Source organism: Vibrio sp. E14, assembly GCF_020515785.1.
GTDB lineage: Bacteria > Pseudomonadota > Gammaproteobacteria > Enterobacterales > Vibrionaceae > Vibrio > Vibrio diabolicus.
In genome coordinates, this window is the sequence record NZ_JAHPJI010000005.1 from 24,052 (window position 1) to 40,943 (window position 16,892).

The window sequence follows — 16,892 nt, forward strand, 5'->3', positions numbered from 1 at the left end:
TTTTAAGAGGAAATTCATACTGGCGAGATGGCGAAGTGTGACCAATATTGCAGAACGAATCCCCTTTAATTCAATGGACGCGATAAATTATTTCAGTTAAGCATAGTTGCTTGCGGTTGAGTCATCTATTGCTTGGCGTTGTTGCTCAAACTCTATGATTTCTTCTGCCGGCACTGGTCTACCCAAGAAAAAGCCTTGCACAACGTCGCAGTGAAGTGATTCCATCCTTATTAGTTGGGTCTGGGTTTCTATGCCTTCAGCTACCACTCTCATTCTTAGGTTATGAGCCATGGATATAATCGCACGGACTAATGAATCATCTTGTTCATTTTTTTGGATTTGAGCGATAAATGAACGGTCAATTTTAAGTCCATCAAACGACATTTGTTGTAGGTAGGCGAGGGCTGAGTACCCAGTTCCAAAATCATCTAGCCACACTTCTACGCCGTTAGCTTGTAATTTTTTGAGCACGTACTGCGCTTTCTCAATATCATCAATAAACAGAGACTCTGTCACTTCAACATGAATGGTTTGAGGGGGGACTTGATATTGTTGTAAATATTTCGAAAAGAGCTGACTTAAATCTTGGCGGTAGATCTGCCTAGGAGACAAATTTAATGCGATATGAAAATCAGCAGCGAAATGATCCGCCCATTGTGCTCGCTGGCTAATTGCTGTCTCGATGAGGTATTCACCAAGCTCTAAAATTAAGTCACTTTGTTCTGCAATCGGGATAAATAATTCTGGGCTGATATAACCCTTCTCCGGGTGATTCCACCTAACCAATGCTTCGACACCAATCAACTGGTAGGTGTTGAGGTCGAACTGGGGTTGATACCAAAGCTCGAACTGAGATAAATCACGTATTGAGCGGCGCAGTTCCTTTTCTATGTATAAGCGCTGCTTCACGGTCTCATCAAACGCGGAATCGTATATCGTCATGATATCTTTTCCGCGTCGTTTAGATTCTTGCGCCGCCAGTGAGGAGAGTTGTAAAAGAGACTCTGCGTTTGAGCCAAATTCCGGATACACCGCGACTCCAAGGCTTGCCGTAATTTGAATATCGTTCTCTTCCAAGTTAAAAGGAGAAAGCAGTTGGCGATGAATATCGTCCGCTTTTTCTCTAGCGTCGAGACTGTCTTTGCATGGAAAGACCAGCACAAATTCGTCAGCGCCGACTCGGCTTACGATGGTTGAAAGACGGTAAAGAGGCTGGAAGTAACTCGGCAAACGACCTTGAAGTTCAGAGGCGAGATGACCTAGCAATTTATCCCCGATACTATGCCCGTAGTTATCGTTAATATGTTTAAAGTCATCCAGATCAATAAAAACAACCGCGAGTGAGGGTGATTTGCGGTTCGTTATTTGCTTTTGGATATCAATGAGCAACTTTTCTCGGTTAGGCAGGGAGGTAAGAATGTCGTGATACGCCATGAACTCCACCCGGCTTGTGTATCGGTTCACTTTGTTCGACATTTTGTTATACGCCGAAATAAGATCACCTACTTCATCTTTACTTTTTATATCAGTGATTGGCAGTGCTTGAGTATTTGACTCTGTAAATTGTTCTTTAAGTTGTTTGAGTGGCTTTATCAATGAGCGACCCAAAGCATACGCGATGGCACTTCCGAGCAGAACGGATATCGCACTGATCGTGAGCAGCAAGTTAAACATCTTTTGCTTATCGTTTGAGGTAAGCGCTTGTACTTGAGCAATGTTTTGTTCTTTCTCTTCTAATAGATGTGCTAGGTTGAGTTCAAGATACACCGCGCCCAGTGTGATATTCGATTGCTGAATCGGTGCCGCAATTTCTAATTGATGTTTAGAAAAAGAAATGAGAATTCTAGACTCTTCTATTGCTTTTAAAATAAAGCGAGAACGGTAATGAGGCTGGGCAAACATACTCAGCTGAGTAGTACCGTCGTGAAAGATTAGCCCTTCATTATCAACAACGTGTATCTTCGAGACATCTGGTTGGCTTAATGTTGCTTTAATCTGCTCGTATGCTTGGCTGATATTATCCGTATAGAGTGGGTCAAAAAGTTGCTTTGATAATAACTCTGCGTAAACCAATCCTTTTTGCTTGACGTAAGACTCTGTTTTTTCTTGTGAGTTCTCGGTGATTTGGCGGGTTAAGTTATTTGAGTACGTATCGTAACCATGCATATATAGTGCGAGGTTTATCACTACGACAAACAGGACAACAAAAATGGTCGAGCAAATGTATTTAGTTTCGAGTGAGAGTTTGTGGAACATCAATCCACCTTCGGTAACAAGTGAATAGATGTTCGAACGGTATTTAAAGACGCGGACATTTCTGGCGTTAGAGCGGTGATCTTTTTCGTGTTTTGGAACTGTTTAAGTGCTAAAGCACCTTGCTGAGATGCCTCCATACCGAGCAATATTGACGTGATTTTATGTTGCTGATCTTGACTTAAGGTCGGAGAGGCGAGAATTAAGTCTCTAGGTATTTCTACCGAGCGAGCGAAAATCGTTAGTTTGTCTTTCATGCTTTCTGGAAGATCTTTAGGGTTGCTCCAATTGAAATTGCTGAACGCTCCTGCTGCGACTCTCTGTTTATACACCCATACTGAAAGGTTGATTTCATTTGATTGAGCCAAGTGCTCGTCAAGGAATAAATATCCAATACTGTCTTTGGCTGGTTTGTCATCGGAGGAGGGGAGGTATTCTAATTTCTCCCCTTGATTAAGCAGTGTAATAGCGGGTAAGTAATAGCTGCTGGTGGATGTACGCTTTTCAAAAACAAGTGTTTTTCCGCGCAGATCAGAAATCGACTCGATACCACTCTCTTTGTGGGTAAAGAATACCGTATGATATTTTTGTAAACCTTTTTTCCAGCGTATGGCAATGGCTTGGCTGCCAGATTCTGCCTCGAGGGTCATTGCATTGAAGGGGGTGGCTGTTGCAATTTGAACGGTGCCATTTTCAAGTGCCACCGCGAGCTGGCGATAATTTTTAAATACTTTTACAGCACCCTTGGTGTATCCGTATTCAGCCAAACCATTGGTCACGTACTGCGTGAAAGGCGTCGACTTTTTGATTTTGCTTTCAGCTTTATTGGAAACAATGCCAAACGTGAATGTTTTTTCAATATTTTCTTGTGCACTGACGACAAAAGGCGAACTCAGCAAAGTGAGTGATAACAGAGTGCAGGCAGGTTTCATCCGGCTTCAACTTCCTTCTGGTGCATGTCAGTAATATTTAGCATTTATCAATGCGCCCCAAATCAATAGTAAAAACAGTATGATGTACAAATTTCGTTTTACTAGCGCACTTTTATAACGTGACTTGGTCACTTATTCCGTTCAAATAGTACCGAATTTGAAGTTTATGTACAGGATGAATGTTTCACCGTGGGTTTTAATTCACTGGATTCTTAGTCAAGTTCAGTAGTGTCTGTGAGCGAGTACACCTTCTTTATCATGATGTCGTGTTAAGAAAATCTCTCCAATTGCTTTTGATATTTTTTCTCGAGTGCTTCATTACCTGCTGCACGTTCAAGTTGAATCATGAGCTGTAAAGAGGGTTTCTTAACGCCATACATTTGATTAAATCTCATTAATCGAATTCTGGCTTCAGTGTAATTGCCGCTATCAATTTCTAGCTTGGCTAGCTGCAAAATAGATTTTGGCCTATGAGGGTCATGATCAATAGCTCGGGCGAAGTAGTATTTCGCTTTGTCTTTATCTTGTGACTTCAACGCGCAAAATGCGGCGTTTTCATAACTGGCCGGAATGAGATAGTAATAAGGCTGCTCAATGGCTCGATTAAACATTTGATCGGCTTTCTCGAAGTCACCCCGCTTGCAAAGAAAGGTGCCGTAGTTATTGAGCACGTTACCGTTTTTGGTGTGTTGGCGTAGAGACCGTTTATACATTTGCTCGGCTTTAGCATCTTCACCAACCGTTTCATAGTAGTGAGCCATCGATAACTGAGCACGATAGTATTGAGGTGCGTGGGTTAAGGCTTGTTGCAAGTTATCATGCGCGCGAATCATATTGCCGCCTTCTAAATAACCTAGGCCAAGTGCGATACGTGATTCTGCCATTGCTACAGGATCGGCTTTAACGACAGGACTACCATCTTCTTTCACCGTCACGCAGCCCACAAGTGCAAACTGAGAGATTAATAGTAGTGCACCGAGCTTTGTTGTTTTCATTCTTTGTCCCTACATCCCTGAATCTCCCAGCATGATATGAATTACGTAGCAAAAGCCTATGGAGGAAAAAACACTATGCGATCAGGTTTGCAAACTGGTATGAAAAAGCCGCCATATGGCGGCTTGGTTCACATATTACATTTAGGCATCATAAGCGCTTTGTTTGCGTGCTTTGAGGTTAATCGTCTTTAGTAAAAGCGTCTTCACTGAAGTGATCAAGATCATAAGGTGTTTGCTGGTAAACGCAGTAGTTCAGCCAGTTTAAAAAGAGGAGATGTCCATGACTTCTCCAACTGGCAATTGGTGGATTATCAGGATTGTTGTTTGGATAGTAGTTGACGGGAATGGCTGGTTCCATGCCTTCGCTTAAATCGCGGATATATTCGTTATGTAAGGTATGCGAATCGTATTCAGGATGCCCAGTAACAAACACATTTCTCTTGTCTTTTGTTGTAGCTAAGTAAACACCTGCAACATCCGATGTGGCTAGGATGTCTAAGTCGGTATGTTCTTCTAAAAAGTGAGGGGAAAAGTCAGCATAGCGTGAATGAGGCGCTAAAAATGTGTCATCAAACCCACGTAACATAGGATGGAATTGATGATGAATCTGGTGATGGTACACGCCTGAAAGTTTTTCTTTACGCGTTTTCTTAGGTAGATCGTAGAGCAACTTCAGCCCTGCTTGTGCTGCCCAGCAGACATAAAGAGTCGATGTCACATGATCTTTTGCCCATTCCATGATGGTTTTTAGGTGGTCCCAATAAATGACATCTTCAAATTGAACCAAACCTAGTGGGGCACCAGTAATGATCATGCCATCGAAATTTTTATCTCTCACCATTTCAAATTGACGATAAAAAGTATCCAAATGTTCGGTTGGCGTATTTTTGCTTGGGCGGTTATCAATGCGCAATAACTCGACATTGACTTGTAATGGGCTGTTTGAGAGTAGACGCAAAAACTGAGTTTCAGTTTCTATTTTTTTGGGCATCAGATTCAGGATCAGCACTCGTAAAGGACGTATTTCCTGACTCGCAGCACGCGTTTCACTCATTACGAAGATGTTCTCTGTCCTTAGCACATCGGTGGCTGGTAATTGATCTGGAATTCTAATTGGCACGACTTTCTCTCCCTAAGTATAGTCAATCTAGACGTCTATACTTCTAAAGCTAACTTAATTAAGTTTAGATGTCGATACGAAATATGACTTTTCAATCTACTCTTTACATTATGGTAAACCGAGCTCGAAGCTGTCACACAATTGTGACTAGAGCGGAGTTTCTGATGAGATATGTTTGAAACGCTGTTCGTACTATTTGCTGGTAATTATGTGATCACGTTAATATGCGAAAGTGACTTCGTTGTAAGGAAGTCTCAGATTAATGAGCCATACTAAAAACAATCAGCTCACCAATATGCATTAAAGTGTGTATTTGGAAACATCGTCAGTGGAGGACATTATGTTCGGTATTTTTAAAAGAAAGACAAAAATTCAGAGCATCGCTCAAGAGGTTCCTAGCGTACTATTGCGCTTGTTTGGCGATAAAGACACTTATACGCCGAAAGAAATTGATCAAGCCCTTCAAGAGCTTGGTCATGATAAGAGCAAGGATCTAAGTCATTATCAGTATGCCTATGGAATGTTTGCCAATGAAGCTTCTTACGAGCAGCTAGGGCTGACGGATGAGTTAGGTAATTATGGTCACTTTCAACGAGAAGTGGGCAAGATGCTACTCAATACACCAGAGCCAATTGATATGCACATCTACTTTGAAATTGCTCGGCAGCACCAAAAAGCAGGCCTGTCGCTTACTCATCAAGAAGTGAGTGAAAGCGATGGCGTGTGAATGTCTCTATATTCAAGTGATCACGCTGTGAATCCTGCATTTTGAAGCTGCTTGAGTAAGAGGTATTCCATCGAGAGATGAGTTGGGTATAATGCGCGACCTAATTATCCGGACGTGTTGTCGGTTACATTTCTGTTGAGCGTTAATGCCTTATGTTCAAAATGCTTGTCTCTATGCCGCCAATGTTGGCGCTGTCGATCGCGATTGTATGTGAAGTGATTGCCACTTCCTATATTCCCAAAACAGAGCAATTTACGAAAATGATGCCGAGTACAGTCGTTCTGATTGGTTACGGCATTGCTTTCTTCTTGCTTTCCGTCACGGTAAAAACGATGCCTGTTGGGGTTGTTTACGCCATATGGAGTGGGGCGGGTATTGTTTTAGTTGCGACGGTTGGCTACTTTGTTTATGGACAGCGGCTAGATTTGCCGGCGCTTGTTGGCATTGGGTTTATCCTCACTGGTGTGATGATTGTTAACCTGTTATCCAAGACTGTAGGACACGGATAACCAACACCACTTGTGATGCCAAAGAAAAAGCCGTAGCGAGAAATTGCTGCGGCTTTTTAATGTCAATCCAATAGTTAACTTACTAGTACCTCAAGTATTTTGCTTTGTTGACGATGTTTTCGAGTGCGATACATCACGGCGGCGAACGCTGGGAGGCTAAATGTGATAAACCCTAATATCAGTGCATATGCCCCAGTTTTTGCGCTAATTCCTGCTGGTACGTCAAAAGATACAACAATCGTCACCAAGCAACTCATCAAGCCTAATCCTGCCACTAAACACATTCCTATTTTTCCGCCCGCAATTCGAAATGGGCGCTCAATATCTGCGTGTTTGTAGCGTGAGACCAAAAAGCTAACAAAAATACAGATGTACATCACCATATAGAGCTGAGTCATCAGGATATTCAATAACCACATGCCTTGATTGACGTTAGGAACAAAAATGAAAACCAAAGAGAGCACGCTAACAATCGTGCCTTGCAAGAGCAACAATGAGACGGGGGCTTGGTTGCGGTTTTCTTTGGCGAGCGACATCGGCATGAAACTATCTTTTGCGGCAACATGCAGACTTTTAGTCGGGGCGATTATCCAGTTATTCAGGCTTGCAAGCGTGCCAAAAACAATAGCAAGGGCAATGATAGGCAGCAGGAATGAGAGGTGCAGATCATCAAAAAAAGCTTTGAAGGCAAGTATCACTCCTTCACTCAAACTAGAATGGTCACTTGAGACGACCGAAGAAATAGACAGTGAGCACGCCGTCAGAGAAACCAAGATTAAGATTGTGGAGATCAGCAGAGCTTTGGGATAGGCTTTTTGCGGATTTTCGACTTCGCTTGCATAAGAGGTCGTGATTTCAAGGCCTGTAAGTGACAGGACTACCGCAGTAAAACCCGCTCCTATCCCATCTTGAGAAAGGTCCGGTAACCAGTCAGATACGTGGCGAAGCGAGATATGAGACTCTCCAGGATGGGTATACGCCCAGTACCCGCCTAATCCGATAATCAATAGAATCGGAAATATCAAACCTAGGGTGCCGAATACATTTGTAATCAGGGAAGAGAGGCGCAAGCCAAAGATATTAACTAAAGTTAACGCCCAAAAAATCACATTAATCATCACCAACATAAACATGTTGTTTTGCGCCAGATCTGGGGAAAAAGGGTAGGCCCCCGTTGCAACAATGAATGAAATTAAAGGTGGATAGTAAACAATATTTTCAGCGTATTGATACCACACGGTGGCAAAGCCAAAGTTTGGCCCTAGTGTTTCTTTGCCCCAAAGATATACACCACCTTGCTCTGGATAAGTGGTACTTAGCTCAGCACACACTAGCGCTGTAGGGACAAAAAAACAGAGTCCAGCAAGTAAGAAGAAAGAAATGGCATGGCTACCAAACAAAGCCGCCCCAGGAATGTTCCTTATGCTGTCGACCGAAGTTACGGTAATCATGATGATAGAGAAAACACTCAATTTAACGGCGGATTTAACGATATTGCTCATTCGATACCTTTAATGGATGAGCGCACAACTTCTAGGTTGTAAAAGTAGCGTGCTACAAGTAAGACTCGCGTATTGTAGATTCCTCATAAATAGTGGGTATATAGCGAAAAACGGTATGTATTTATCCGAAAATGAGCTGAAAACAACGCGCTTTATTTCCATGGGATATAAACGAGTGATATGTCGGATAAATAAACACTTATAGCGATAAATTAGAACCTTTGGGTAAAGGTTTGACTTTCCCCTAAGGTTAAGGAGTACATTAATGCCATATCGAAATGAAACGATGGAGAAACACAATGGGATGCTGTAACCAAGCGCCAAAAGGTGGCACCGGAAAGTTGTCTTACTTGTTCAGGGTAATGATTATCATGTTTATTGTTATTTTCATGATAGCTGCATTATGGGGTTAAAAAAACACCATTATCTAGCGCATTGAAAACACAAAGTTATGTTTGTCCAAACTTTATGAAAGTGCGGTAGATTAATCACTCCAATCGATGTTAACGTGGTGATTCATCTTTGCTGCTTTTTCATCCCCCTACATATTTCTGCAAAGTTCTTATTGTGTAGTGTGTCGAAGAACCATAGAATCCGCGCGCTTTAATTTATGTTATTAGCGCTATCAATGATAAAAGTGCAGTCCATTATCATTGTTTTTATCACTTATAGATGGGCACATCTGACAATACTCACATGAATAAATACCAAAAGCCTGAATTCAAGGCTGAATTTCTTTTGCCTCGTTACTGGGGAACCTTAATTATCATCAGCGTGATGTACTTACTCAGTCTCCTTCCTTTCAAAGTTCAGTTAGCATTAGGACGTGGCATTGGCCGTTTAGCCATGCGAATCATGAAAAAACGTCAAGTTACGATTAGACGCAATCTTGAGCTTTGCTTTCCTCAGATGGAAGAATGCCAACGCGAAGCAATTTTAAAAGACAATATCGACAATACAGGTATTGCGCTATTTGAGACCGCGATGGCATGGTTTTGGCCTGATAAACGGGTAAACAAACACGTTACGATAAAAGGAATGGAGCACCTCGAGGCTTTAGAAAAATCAGGCAAGGGGGCATTAATGTTGGCCGTACACTCGATGAACTTAGAGTTAGGTGCTCGTGCTTTTGGCATTAAAAAGTCTGGCACTGGTGTTTATCGCCCAAACAACAATCCGTGTTTTGATTACTTTCAATACAAGGGGCGTTCTCGCTCTAATCGTACGCTTATTGACCGCAAGAACGTTAAAGCCATGCTTGAAGCGCTTAGAACGGGTGAGCGGGTCTGGTATGCACCGGATCATGATTATGGAAACCGACGCTCAACGTTTGCGCCATTATTTGCCGTTAAAAATGCTTGCACGACGACAGGTACAAGTCTGCTGGTTGATTCGACAGATTGTGCCATCGTGCCTTTTACGATGGTAAGAGGAAAAGACGGACACTATACCTTGACGATTAGTGCGCCAGTCGACGGTTTCCCGAAAGAAGATCCTCAAGGTGCGGCAGTTTTCGTGAATAAGATAGTTGAAACGTCAATCATGGCAAGTCCGGGCCAATATATGTGGCTTCACCGTCGGTTTAAAACCAGACCTGAAGGCGAGGATTGTTTGTACAAGCCTAGACTTATCCCTAGCTTGGCATAGCATAGAAAGAGCTTAAAAAAGCCCAAGGAACATACGAACCTTGGGCTTTTACGTTCTATTCTTTTTCTATTTACAGGTAGCGGCCTTTTAGGTGCGCTTGGAAGTGCTTAGCATTTAGTGTTTCACCCGTTGCTTCTCTTACGAGATCATCCGTTGTTAATAAGCTGCCTTTACTCCAGATGTTCTTCGACAGCCAATCGAATATCGGCGTCAGATCGCCAGAGCGAATAACCGCGTCCACATCTACTGTTTGCTTCATTGCGGCCATGAACTGGGCTGCGTACATCGCACCGAGAGTGTAAGACGGGAAATATCCAAAACTTCCATCCGTCCAATGAATGTCCTGCATACAACCGTTTTTGAAATTGCCTTCCGTTGAGAGTCCCAAATACGCTTTCATTTTTTCGTTCCAGAGCTCTGGTACGTCTGTATGCTTGATGGCACCGTTCATAAGATCACGTTCAATCTCATATCGAAGAATAACGTGGGCAGGGTATGTTAATTCGTCCGCATCTACGCGAATAAAGCCTTTCTCTACGCGAGTGTAGATTTTGGCTAGATTGTCTTTTTCAAACTCATCTCCAGAAAAATGCTTGGAAGCCATGTGAGCAAGATGGTCGATAAATGCGTTGTTTCGTCCTATTTGCATTTCAAAGAAGAGCGACTGTGACTCATGAATTCCCATAGAGCGGGCTTGGCCAGCTGGCGTTCCTGCTAAATTTTTTGGTAGCCCTTGCTCGTATCGAGCATGGCCAGTTTCGTGGACGATCCCCATCAATGATTGGACAAACTCTCTTTCATCATAACGTGTTGTAATACGCACATCTGTTGGCACACCGCCACAAAATGGGTGGACACTTTCATCAAGCCGACCGTGTTCAAAATCGAATTGAAGTAGCTTCATGACTTCCAGTCCCAGCGCTTTTTGTTTTTCCGCAGGGTAGTGCGCAGTTGGCAATAAGATGTTGTCTGATTGCTGTTTTTCAAGCGCTTCGTCTATCAAGGAAGGTAGCCACGTTTTTACGTCAGCAAAAAGCGTGTCTAACGATGCAGACGTTGTGCCTGGTTCATAAATATCAAGCATGGCATCGTAAGGCGTTGTGCCGTTTGCTTCGGCTCTAATTTGCGCTTCTTCTTGCGATAGTTTGACGACTTCTGCCCAGTTCTTTTCAAAGCCAGACCAGTCATTTTCTCCGCGTTGCGTACGCCATGCATGTTCACATTTGGAGCCAGCAAGAGATTGAGCTTGAACTAATGATTCTGGTAGCAAGTTAGCTTGTTGCCATTCACGTTTCATTTCTCGTAGGATGGACTTTTCACTTGCAGATAGCGTCTCTTCTTCTGCCTGAGCGAAAAGCTCGTCCAAATGTGGCTGAGTCATCAATGAGTGGATGTGTACATCAAGCTCTGCCATAGCATTGGAGCGCGCTTCAGCGCCACCAGATGGCATGACCGCAGCTTGGTCCCAACCTATGATGGCAGAGAGGTGCTCAAAGTTTGCCACTTTTTTGGAATGTTCAATGAGTTTTGTAAATGCTTTCATGTGACTACTCTTATTCTTTTGTTCTTTCCCTAAACACCCGATAACGGGTCCTTTACGTCGAGTTGCACGAAACAACCTGCGTTAATTTACTAATAATTAACAATTAATCGTCACTCATTGTCCATAAATTCACTCAGTTGTATAGATCTCTTAAAAAAGAAGCTTGCGAATCTTGTAGATTGACGGTATTGATGACGGATTAACAATTAATTATCACGATAATATGGATATCTTGAATTTTGAGGCATTTATTATTGCCATCACTATTTTAACGCTAACGCCGGGTTTAGATACGGCCCTTGTTATCCGTAATACCAGTCGCGCGGGTTTAAAAGACGGATGTACAACCAGTTTAGGGATTTGCTTTGGCTTATTTGTGCATGCTTTCTTTTCAGCGGTTGGAATTTCGGCCATTCTGGCGCAATCTGCAGAGTTGTTCCAAATCGTAAAAATGATTGGTGCAGCTTATCTTATTTGGCTTGGTCTGAGCAGTTTAAAAGCCCTGATGTCGTCGAAGAATGGTTTGTCAGTGACTGAGCAGGTTCATGAAGTGTTTAATGGCAAACGCTCTTTTAGAGAGGGCTTTCTTTCTAACGTCTTGAACCCAAAAACGGCAGTTTTCTACTTGGCGTTCTTGCCACAGTTTGTGAATCCAGAAGGTTCTCCTTTGCTTCAATCAATGATGATGGCATCCGTGCACTTTATTATTGCGATGGTTTGGCAGTGTGGTTTGGCTGGCGCACTTAACTCAGCTAAGAGCCTGTTAAAGAATGCAAGCTTTATGAAGTGGATGGAAGGGGCGACGGGCGCTGTCTTAGTCGCACTTGGCGTAAAGTTATTGATTGAAAAGCCCGTGTAATGCGCAATATTTACCACCTTTTGATATTGCTCGTTGTGTTTATTACTGGCGTGGTTGGTGCGATTGTTTGGCAGACATGGCCACAGGTACAGTTTGCGCAACGTGGCATGACCTGGTCTTGGCACTGGGGCTATTTCGAGCCATTTTCCAATGGAATACAACAGACGCGAACTCAAGATACGAAACAGCTATTACTTCGACGTGTGTATATGAATGACGGTATTGTCGTTTTTGTCTCGACAACAATGGACAATAAATTTGAAGTTGATGTTGTAAAAGAGCAAAGTTGCGAACCTAAAACGACAACTTGGGCTTCAGTATCCGTCAACCATCAACGCATGAGACATGTGCCGATGGTTTGTGATGCACTGGGGCAGAGCTACTTTTATCGCTACATCGGGAAGCATCTTGAATCGATTGAAGTTGGGGTTGGAGATTCGTTCGTAACAGAGGCGTTTTCAGACTGGCCGCTATCAGAGCTGAAGTCGGATCAATTCAAGCAAAAAAATGCGAAGTTTTTTCAAGAACGCGGAGAAAATGTTGAGCATCGATGGTTGAGAGATTAACCGCTTAGCTTAAGATAAAATAAAGCCCGCTGAAGACCAGCGGGCTTTATGTTTTTACCATTTCCAATTTACTTTCAGCGATTGACGGTTCATTACTGAACACTTGTCATGTCACTAAGCTTTTACTGCTTCAATTTCATCAGATTGCGATGCTGAGCTAAAGAACAGCTTGGTTTCTGCCAGTACGACGTGACGCAGTGCGATCAAACCGATTAGGTTAGGAATCGCCATCAGACCATTTACGATATCGGCGAGTAGCCAAATCATGTCTAGATGGAGGAACGCGCCTGATGCCACCAAAGCAACGAAAATCAGCTTATAAGGAAGCACCGCTTTTGTACCAAAGAGGAACACAACGCAACGCTCACCGTAGTAGTTCCATCCAAGAATGGTTGTGAATGCAAAAAACATCAAACCAATTGAAACCAGCATTGGGCCAAATGTATCCGCATTCAAACCTACCGCAAAGGCATGAGTCGTCATTGCTGCACCAGAAAAGTCGCTTTGCCATGCGCCAGTAAGGATCAAGGCTAGGCCCGTCATGGTACAAATAATGATGGTATCAAAGAAGGTACCTGTCATTGAAATCAGGCCTTGTTTCACACAAGAGTCTGTTTTCGCTGCCGCTGCTGCCATAGGCGCGCTACCCAAACCTGATTCGTTTGAGAATACGCCACGAGCGATACCTGATTGGATTGCCAGCATGATACTTGCACCTAAGAAACCTCCGGTCGCTGCTGTTGATGTAAATGCTGAGACCAACACTAATTCAACGGCGTTGACTAATTGGTCTGCATTCATGATGATCACGCTTAGACACGCCAACACATAAAATACAGCCATGGTAGGAACCACTTTTCCTGCAACGTTAGCAATGGATTTGATGCCACCCAAAGTCACGAACGCAACCAAAAGAGTCAGTACAAAGGCAGAGAGCTCACGGTCAACACCGAGAGATATCTCACTTGCATCCAGAATCGCGTTTACTTGTGGAAACGTACCAATACCAAAACAAGCAACACCCAAAGCAAACACTGCAAACATGATCGCGAGGGCTTTTGAGCCAACACCGTATTGCAGATAGTACATCGGGCCACCAATCATTTGGCCTTTATCATCTACTCTTCGGTATTTAACCGCTAACAAACATTCGGCGTATTTAGTCGCCATTCCGAAAAGGGCGGCGAGCCACATCCAGAATAGGGCACCTGGTCCACCAAGTTTGATCGCGGTGGCAACACCAACAATGTTACCAGTACCAATCGTTGCTGAGAGCGCAGTACAAAGTGCTGCAAAGCTAGAAACGTCACCTTGTTTATCAGATGACTTATCTTTACTGAATACCATCGCTAGCGCTGTTGGGAGATGTTTAAACTGGATCAAGCCGAGGCTAAAAGTGAAGTAAACACCGGTACCCACTAGCAAAATAAGCAGTGGTGGACCCCAGACAAAATTATCGATGGTTTGTAGTAAAGATTGTAGGTCGTTCATGATTTCCCCTTAATAAAACAACTAATAAGGAGAAGAGGGAAAGGACGAGATCAACGATCTCTAAAAGAACTAAGCTATTGGTTGTAGGCGGGAAGGCCAAGCAAAATAGTTAGGTTGTAACTTTCCACTCCTCTGTCCTTTTGCCTGAGAGTTTCACCTTGCGTGAGTGCAAGACTTGCTCCTTCGGCGACCGATTTAACGGTTCTCTCCAGAGGTTCCTCCAACTACAGTCCCGCTACCTAGGTAGCACCTGAAATAGTTAATTCTTCGGCGAGTTATGCTAATCAAATGTTAAAATTTGATTAATAACCACTCTCCTGCAGTCTTCATCGGAACAATTACTCAATTAAATGAGTAAAGGTTAGTTAATGATGCTGGTCATCATTAACGTGTGAACTCTATCATGTTTTTGGTCCATTTCAACACCCTATGTCAATTTATTTTCAACGAAATAACCCCACTTATTTTCACGAAGCTATGTTTACCAAGTTTTTTGTGTGAGCAACTGCACAAACAAAACTCATTGGGCTAGGGAATAGAACCAAGAACACACTTCAGAACGATAAATGTGTTTCGATTATTACGGCATAAGTTATTCAATTGAGAACACAAATTTGATTAAAATCGAAGCACTTATTTTAAAATCTACGCTAAGTTGACCTTATGGGGCGTATAAATGAGTTACAATAAATCTTTGTGAAACCGTCTATGGACCTAGGCAGTTTTTCATGAGTGGACAAGGAGGCGGTATGACCAGATTATTAGCCATTGCGGTGTTGATTGCAGTAGCATTTGTGCTGTTTCGTTATCGAACCAATGAAAAAGTCCAAAAAGCGACCGTTATAACATTAATTGGCGCCTTTCTGATTTATACAGCATCGATTATGTTTGCGGAATTGATCCGCTAGCAAAGTAAAAGAGTCCTTGGAGTAGTATACGGTGAGTTCTCAGAACAAGATGGAAGAACAAGACGACGTTGTTGTCATTGAAGAGCGTGACAAACGTACTCATATCTATATCGCGATTGCTGCGGTATTAGGCTTGGCATTTGGTGGCCTTGTTGGATCGATTGTCACTGCGAATAAGTGGGAATCGACTTATCATGTGCTAGAAGAAAAATACCAAGCGTTGACGCAAGATAAAACGCAGTTGGTGTCTCAAGTAAAAGTGCGTGAAGAAGCGCTCGACCAAGAAATACAAGATAAAGTCACTGAACTGCTCGCAGCGAAAGATGAAGCGCACGAGAAAGCGCTTAAGAAGTTACAAAAGCAATTGACTGAGGTCGAGAAAGTTAACCTGTCGCTAGAGTCTCAATTGAAACAACAGGCAGATAAGATCAACACGACGAAGTCGGAAAATGAGAAGCTGAGTCGTCAAGCGGATATGCAAGCGACTATCTTTGAACGATCGCGCGAGGTGTTTCAAAAAGAGCTGAAAATTTCGCAAGAATTGGAGTCTCTAGAGAAAGAAAGGGCGAAATTATTGCCTAAGATCGAGAAACTCAAAAAAGAGTGTGATGTATTTTTGGAAGGTAAATCTTGGGACGTGAAATCGGACGCGTGTGATAAACACGATGAAGCCAATTCACGACTAAGTCAGGTCGATCAAATGATTGAAGTTTATAAAATGGATCTCAAGCAAATCAAAGCAATAACTGAAGATATCGGCCTCTAGATCTTTTATACCTGATTTTGGAAAGTAAAAGGAGCTCTTTAAGAGCTCCTTTTTCGTTGCTAGCTTTAAACTCGGGAGCTAGCGTTTATTCTTAGATACGCGAGGCGTCATAGCCTGAAGCAAGCAGCAATTCTCGCTCATGTTTAATCAGTTGGGCGCGATCTTCAATCAGTTCATTGAGAGCTAGTGAGGGCTTGCCTGCTAAAGCCTTGAACGACTCAAAAGATTCCGCGGTGTCGATTTTATCAATCATCTGACTGATGACATTACGAGCCTCACACGGGTTACTCGTAGTGGTAAAGTATTCCACTTGCTTTGCTGCCGATTTCATCTCTGTCAACAGCTCAAGTGGGCTGCTCTCTTTTGCTACCGCCATGTAGTTATCCAGCACGCGCTTTGCATAAAGCAGTTCTTTGAGGGGGATATCTCTTCCACTCTCGATTAGAGATTCGCTAAGGATCATACTTGAGCTCATGGGCATTCCTTCTTATATACAACGCAGCTTTTGATGTTTCCCTGAGTCTAATTTATTGAAGTCACATTGGGAATGGGTAAAAAGCATTTTTAACGCATTTTTATTCACTAATAAAAACGCGAATGCGATGTTTATCCGGATCGGTAGCCACAAAATTTAAGCCATACACCGAAGTCATTGGTGGTTGAGCAAACTCAACGCCCATGTTTTTCCAACTGTTGTAAACGTGCTCTAACGTATGGCGGTTGCGCACTGCAAATGATAACTCGGTGCCACCACCTTTGATGTCGCTGGAAGGGGAAAGAACATCACTTTGCTTGAGTGACAGTTTTAAGCCATTTGCGAGTGGCATAGAAGCAAATGTTGGAGACAAAAACGTGACCTCACAATCAAACAGTTTCGAGTAAAAAGCTTGGCTTACGTGGATGTCCTCAACATAGAGGACGAATGAATTGATAGTTAGCATGGTCTGTTTCTCAATTTACTAGAAGTATGAGGTTGAATCTAACGGAAGGGTAAGACGAGTTCTGTCAGTAGAAGATTCGAAGGAGAGTGTAAGAATAAAGAAAAGGAGCCAGTTGGCTCCCTTTTAACTGAAT

The 16,892-nt window shown here is 42.9% G+C and carries 16 protein-coding genes and 2 riboswitches; of the genes, 7 read left to right on the forward strand and 9 right to left on the reverse strand.

Features of this window, described 5'->3' with window-relative positions:
• Positions 1-96: 96 nt before the first annotated feature.
• The 4 genes from LIX84_RS14775 to metA all read right to left on the reverse strand — a co-directional run bounded on the left by LIX84_RS14775 (position 97) and on the right by metA (position 5,300).
• Entirely contained in the window at positions 97-2,256 is a 2,160-nt protein-coding gene (locus LIX84_RS14775) for a GGDEF domain-containing phosphodiesterase (RefSeq protein ID WP_226421614.1), read from the reverse strand.
• Positions 2,256-3,185 (reverse strand): phosphate/phosphite/phosphonate ABC transporter substrate-binding protein, encoded by a 930-nt coding sequence (locus LIX84_RS14780; protein WP_226421615.1) that lies wholly within the window; start codon positions 3,183-3,185, stop codon positions 2,256-2,258. Before LIX84_RS14780 ends, LIX84_RS14775 begins: the two co-directional genes overlap by 1 nt.
• A gap of 269 nt (positions 3,186-3,454) precedes the next feature.
• A complete protein-coding gene (gene pilW, locus LIX84_RS14785) occupies positions 3,455-4,180 on the reverse strand; it encodes a type IV pilus biogenesis/stability protein PilW (RefSeq protein WP_053807335.1) in 726 nt (241 codons plus the stop codon).
• Between the two features lie 178 nt (positions 4,181-4,358).
• The gene (gene metA / locus LIX84_RS14790; protein ID WP_006741610.1) at positions 4,359-5,300 is read right to left on the reverse strand and encodes a homoserine O-acetyltransferase MetA; all 942 of its coding nucleotides are present in this window, start codon (positions 5,298-5,300) and stop codon (positions 4,359-4,361) included.
• A 340-nt stretch (positions 5,301-5,640) separates the two neighbouring features.
• On the opposite strand from metA, the gene LIX84_RS14795 reads away from it, so the two are divergent.
• Positions 5,641-6,027 carry a DUF6559 family protein gene (locus tag LIX84_RS14795; protein WP_012841885.1) on the forward strand — a complete coding sequence of 129 codons (387 nt, stop codon included), beginning with the start codon at positions 5,641-5,643 and terminating at the stop codon, positions 6,025-6,027.
• Positions 6,028-6,200: 173 nt separating this feature from the next.
• The gene (locus tag LIX84_RS14800; RefSeq protein ID WP_065646842.1) at positions 6,201-6,536 is read left to right on the forward strand and encodes a DMT family transporter; all 336 of its coding nucleotides are present in this window, start codon (positions 6,201-6,203) and stop codon (positions 6,534-6,536) included.
• 74 nt (positions 6,537-6,610) lie between these two features.
• On the opposite strand, the gene LIX84_RS14805 is transcribed toward LIX84_RS14800, so the two are convergent.
• Positions 6,611-8,038 carry an APC family permease gene (locus LIX84_RS14805; RefSeq protein ID WP_226421616.1) on the reverse strand — a complete coding sequence of 476 codons (1,428 nt, stop codon included), beginning with the start codon at positions 8,036-8,038 and terminating at the stop codon, positions 6,611-6,613.
• Between the two features lie 696 nt (positions 8,039-8,734).
• On the opposite strand from LIX84_RS14805, the gene LIX84_RS14810 reads away from it, so the two are divergent.
• Complete coding sequence (locus tag LIX84_RS14810) at positions 8,735-9,685, forward strand: LpxL/LpxP family Kdo(2)-lipid IV(A) lauroyl/palmitoleoyl acyltransferase (RefSeq protein ID WP_226421617.1); 951 nt, start codon at positions 8,735-8,737, stop codon at positions 9,683-9,685.
• Between the two features lie 70 nt (positions 9,686-9,755).
• On the opposite strand, the gene LIX84_RS14815 is transcribed toward LIX84_RS14810, so the two are convergent.
• Complete coding sequence (locus LIX84_RS14815) at positions 9,756-11,228, reverse strand: carboxypeptidase M32 (protein ID WP_226421618.1); 1,473 nt, start codon at positions 11,226-11,228, stop codon at positions 9,756-9,758.
• A gap of 223 nt (positions 11,229-11,451) precedes the next feature.
• Here LIX84_RS14815 and LIX84_RS14820 point away from each other — a divergent pair, with 223 nt between their 5' ends.
• Positions 11,452-12,087 carry a LysE family translocator gene (locus LIX84_RS14820; RefSeq protein ID WP_005393419.1) on the forward strand — a complete coding sequence of 212 codons (636 nt, stop codon included), beginning with the start codon at positions 11,452-11,454 and terminating at the stop codon, positions 12,085-12,087.
• On the forward strand, positions 12,087-12,653 hold the full coding sequence (locus tag LIX84_RS14825; protein WP_226421619.1) for a threonine transporter RhtB: 567 nt from the start codon (positions 12,087-12,089) through the stop codon (positions 12,651-12,653). The genes LIX84_RS14820 and LIX84_RS14825 overlap by 1 nt, the downstream gene beginning before the upstream one ends.
• A gap of 114 nt (positions 12,654-12,767) precedes the next feature.
• Here the strand turns inward: LIX84_RS14825 and LIX84_RS14830 are convergent, their stop codons facing one another.
• Positions 12,768-14,144, reverse strand: a complete 1,377-nt coding sequence (locus LIX84_RS14830; protein WP_047008706.1) for an alanine/glycine:cation symporter family protein — start codon at positions 14,142-14,144, stop codon at positions 12,768-12,770.
• 129 nt (positions 14,145-14,273) lie between these two features.
• Positions 14,274-14,359, reverse strand: a riboswitch (glycine riboswitch).
• Between the two features lie 2 nt (positions 14,360-14,361).
• A riboswitch (glycine riboswitch) is annotated at positions 14,362-14,474 on the reverse strand.
• A gap of 419 nt (positions 14,475-14,893) precedes the next feature.
• Here LIX84_RS14830 and LIX84_RS14835 point away from each other — a divergent pair.
• Positions 14,894-15,052: a hypothetical protein gene (locus LIX84_RS14835; protein ID WP_005377784.1), complete on the forward strand. Its 159-nt coding sequence runs from the start codon at positions 14,894-14,896 to the stop codon at positions 15,050-15,052.
• A gap of 31 nt (positions 15,053-15,083) precedes the next feature.
• On the forward strand, positions 15,084-15,818 hold the full coding sequence (locus tag LIX84_RS14840; RefSeq protein ID WP_046874891.1) for a hypothetical protein: 735 nt from the start codon (positions 15,084-15,086) through the stop codon (positions 15,816-15,818).
• Positions 15,819-15,909: 91 nt separating this feature from the next.
• Here the strand turns inward: LIX84_RS14840 and LIX84_RS14845 are convergent, their stop codons facing one another.
• Positions 15,910-16,293: a hypothetical protein gene (locus LIX84_RS14845; protein WP_005393414.1), complete on the reverse strand. Its 384-nt coding sequence runs from the start codon at positions 16,291-16,293 to the stop codon at positions 15,910-15,912.
• Between the two features lie 100 nt (positions 16,294-16,393).
• On the reverse strand, positions 16,394-16,759 hold the full coding sequence (locus LIX84_RS14850) for a VOC family protein (RefSeq protein WP_226421620.1): 366 nt from the start codon (positions 16,757-16,759) through the stop codon (positions 16,394-16,396).
• Between the last annotated feature and the right edge of the window lie 133 nt (positions 16,760-16,892).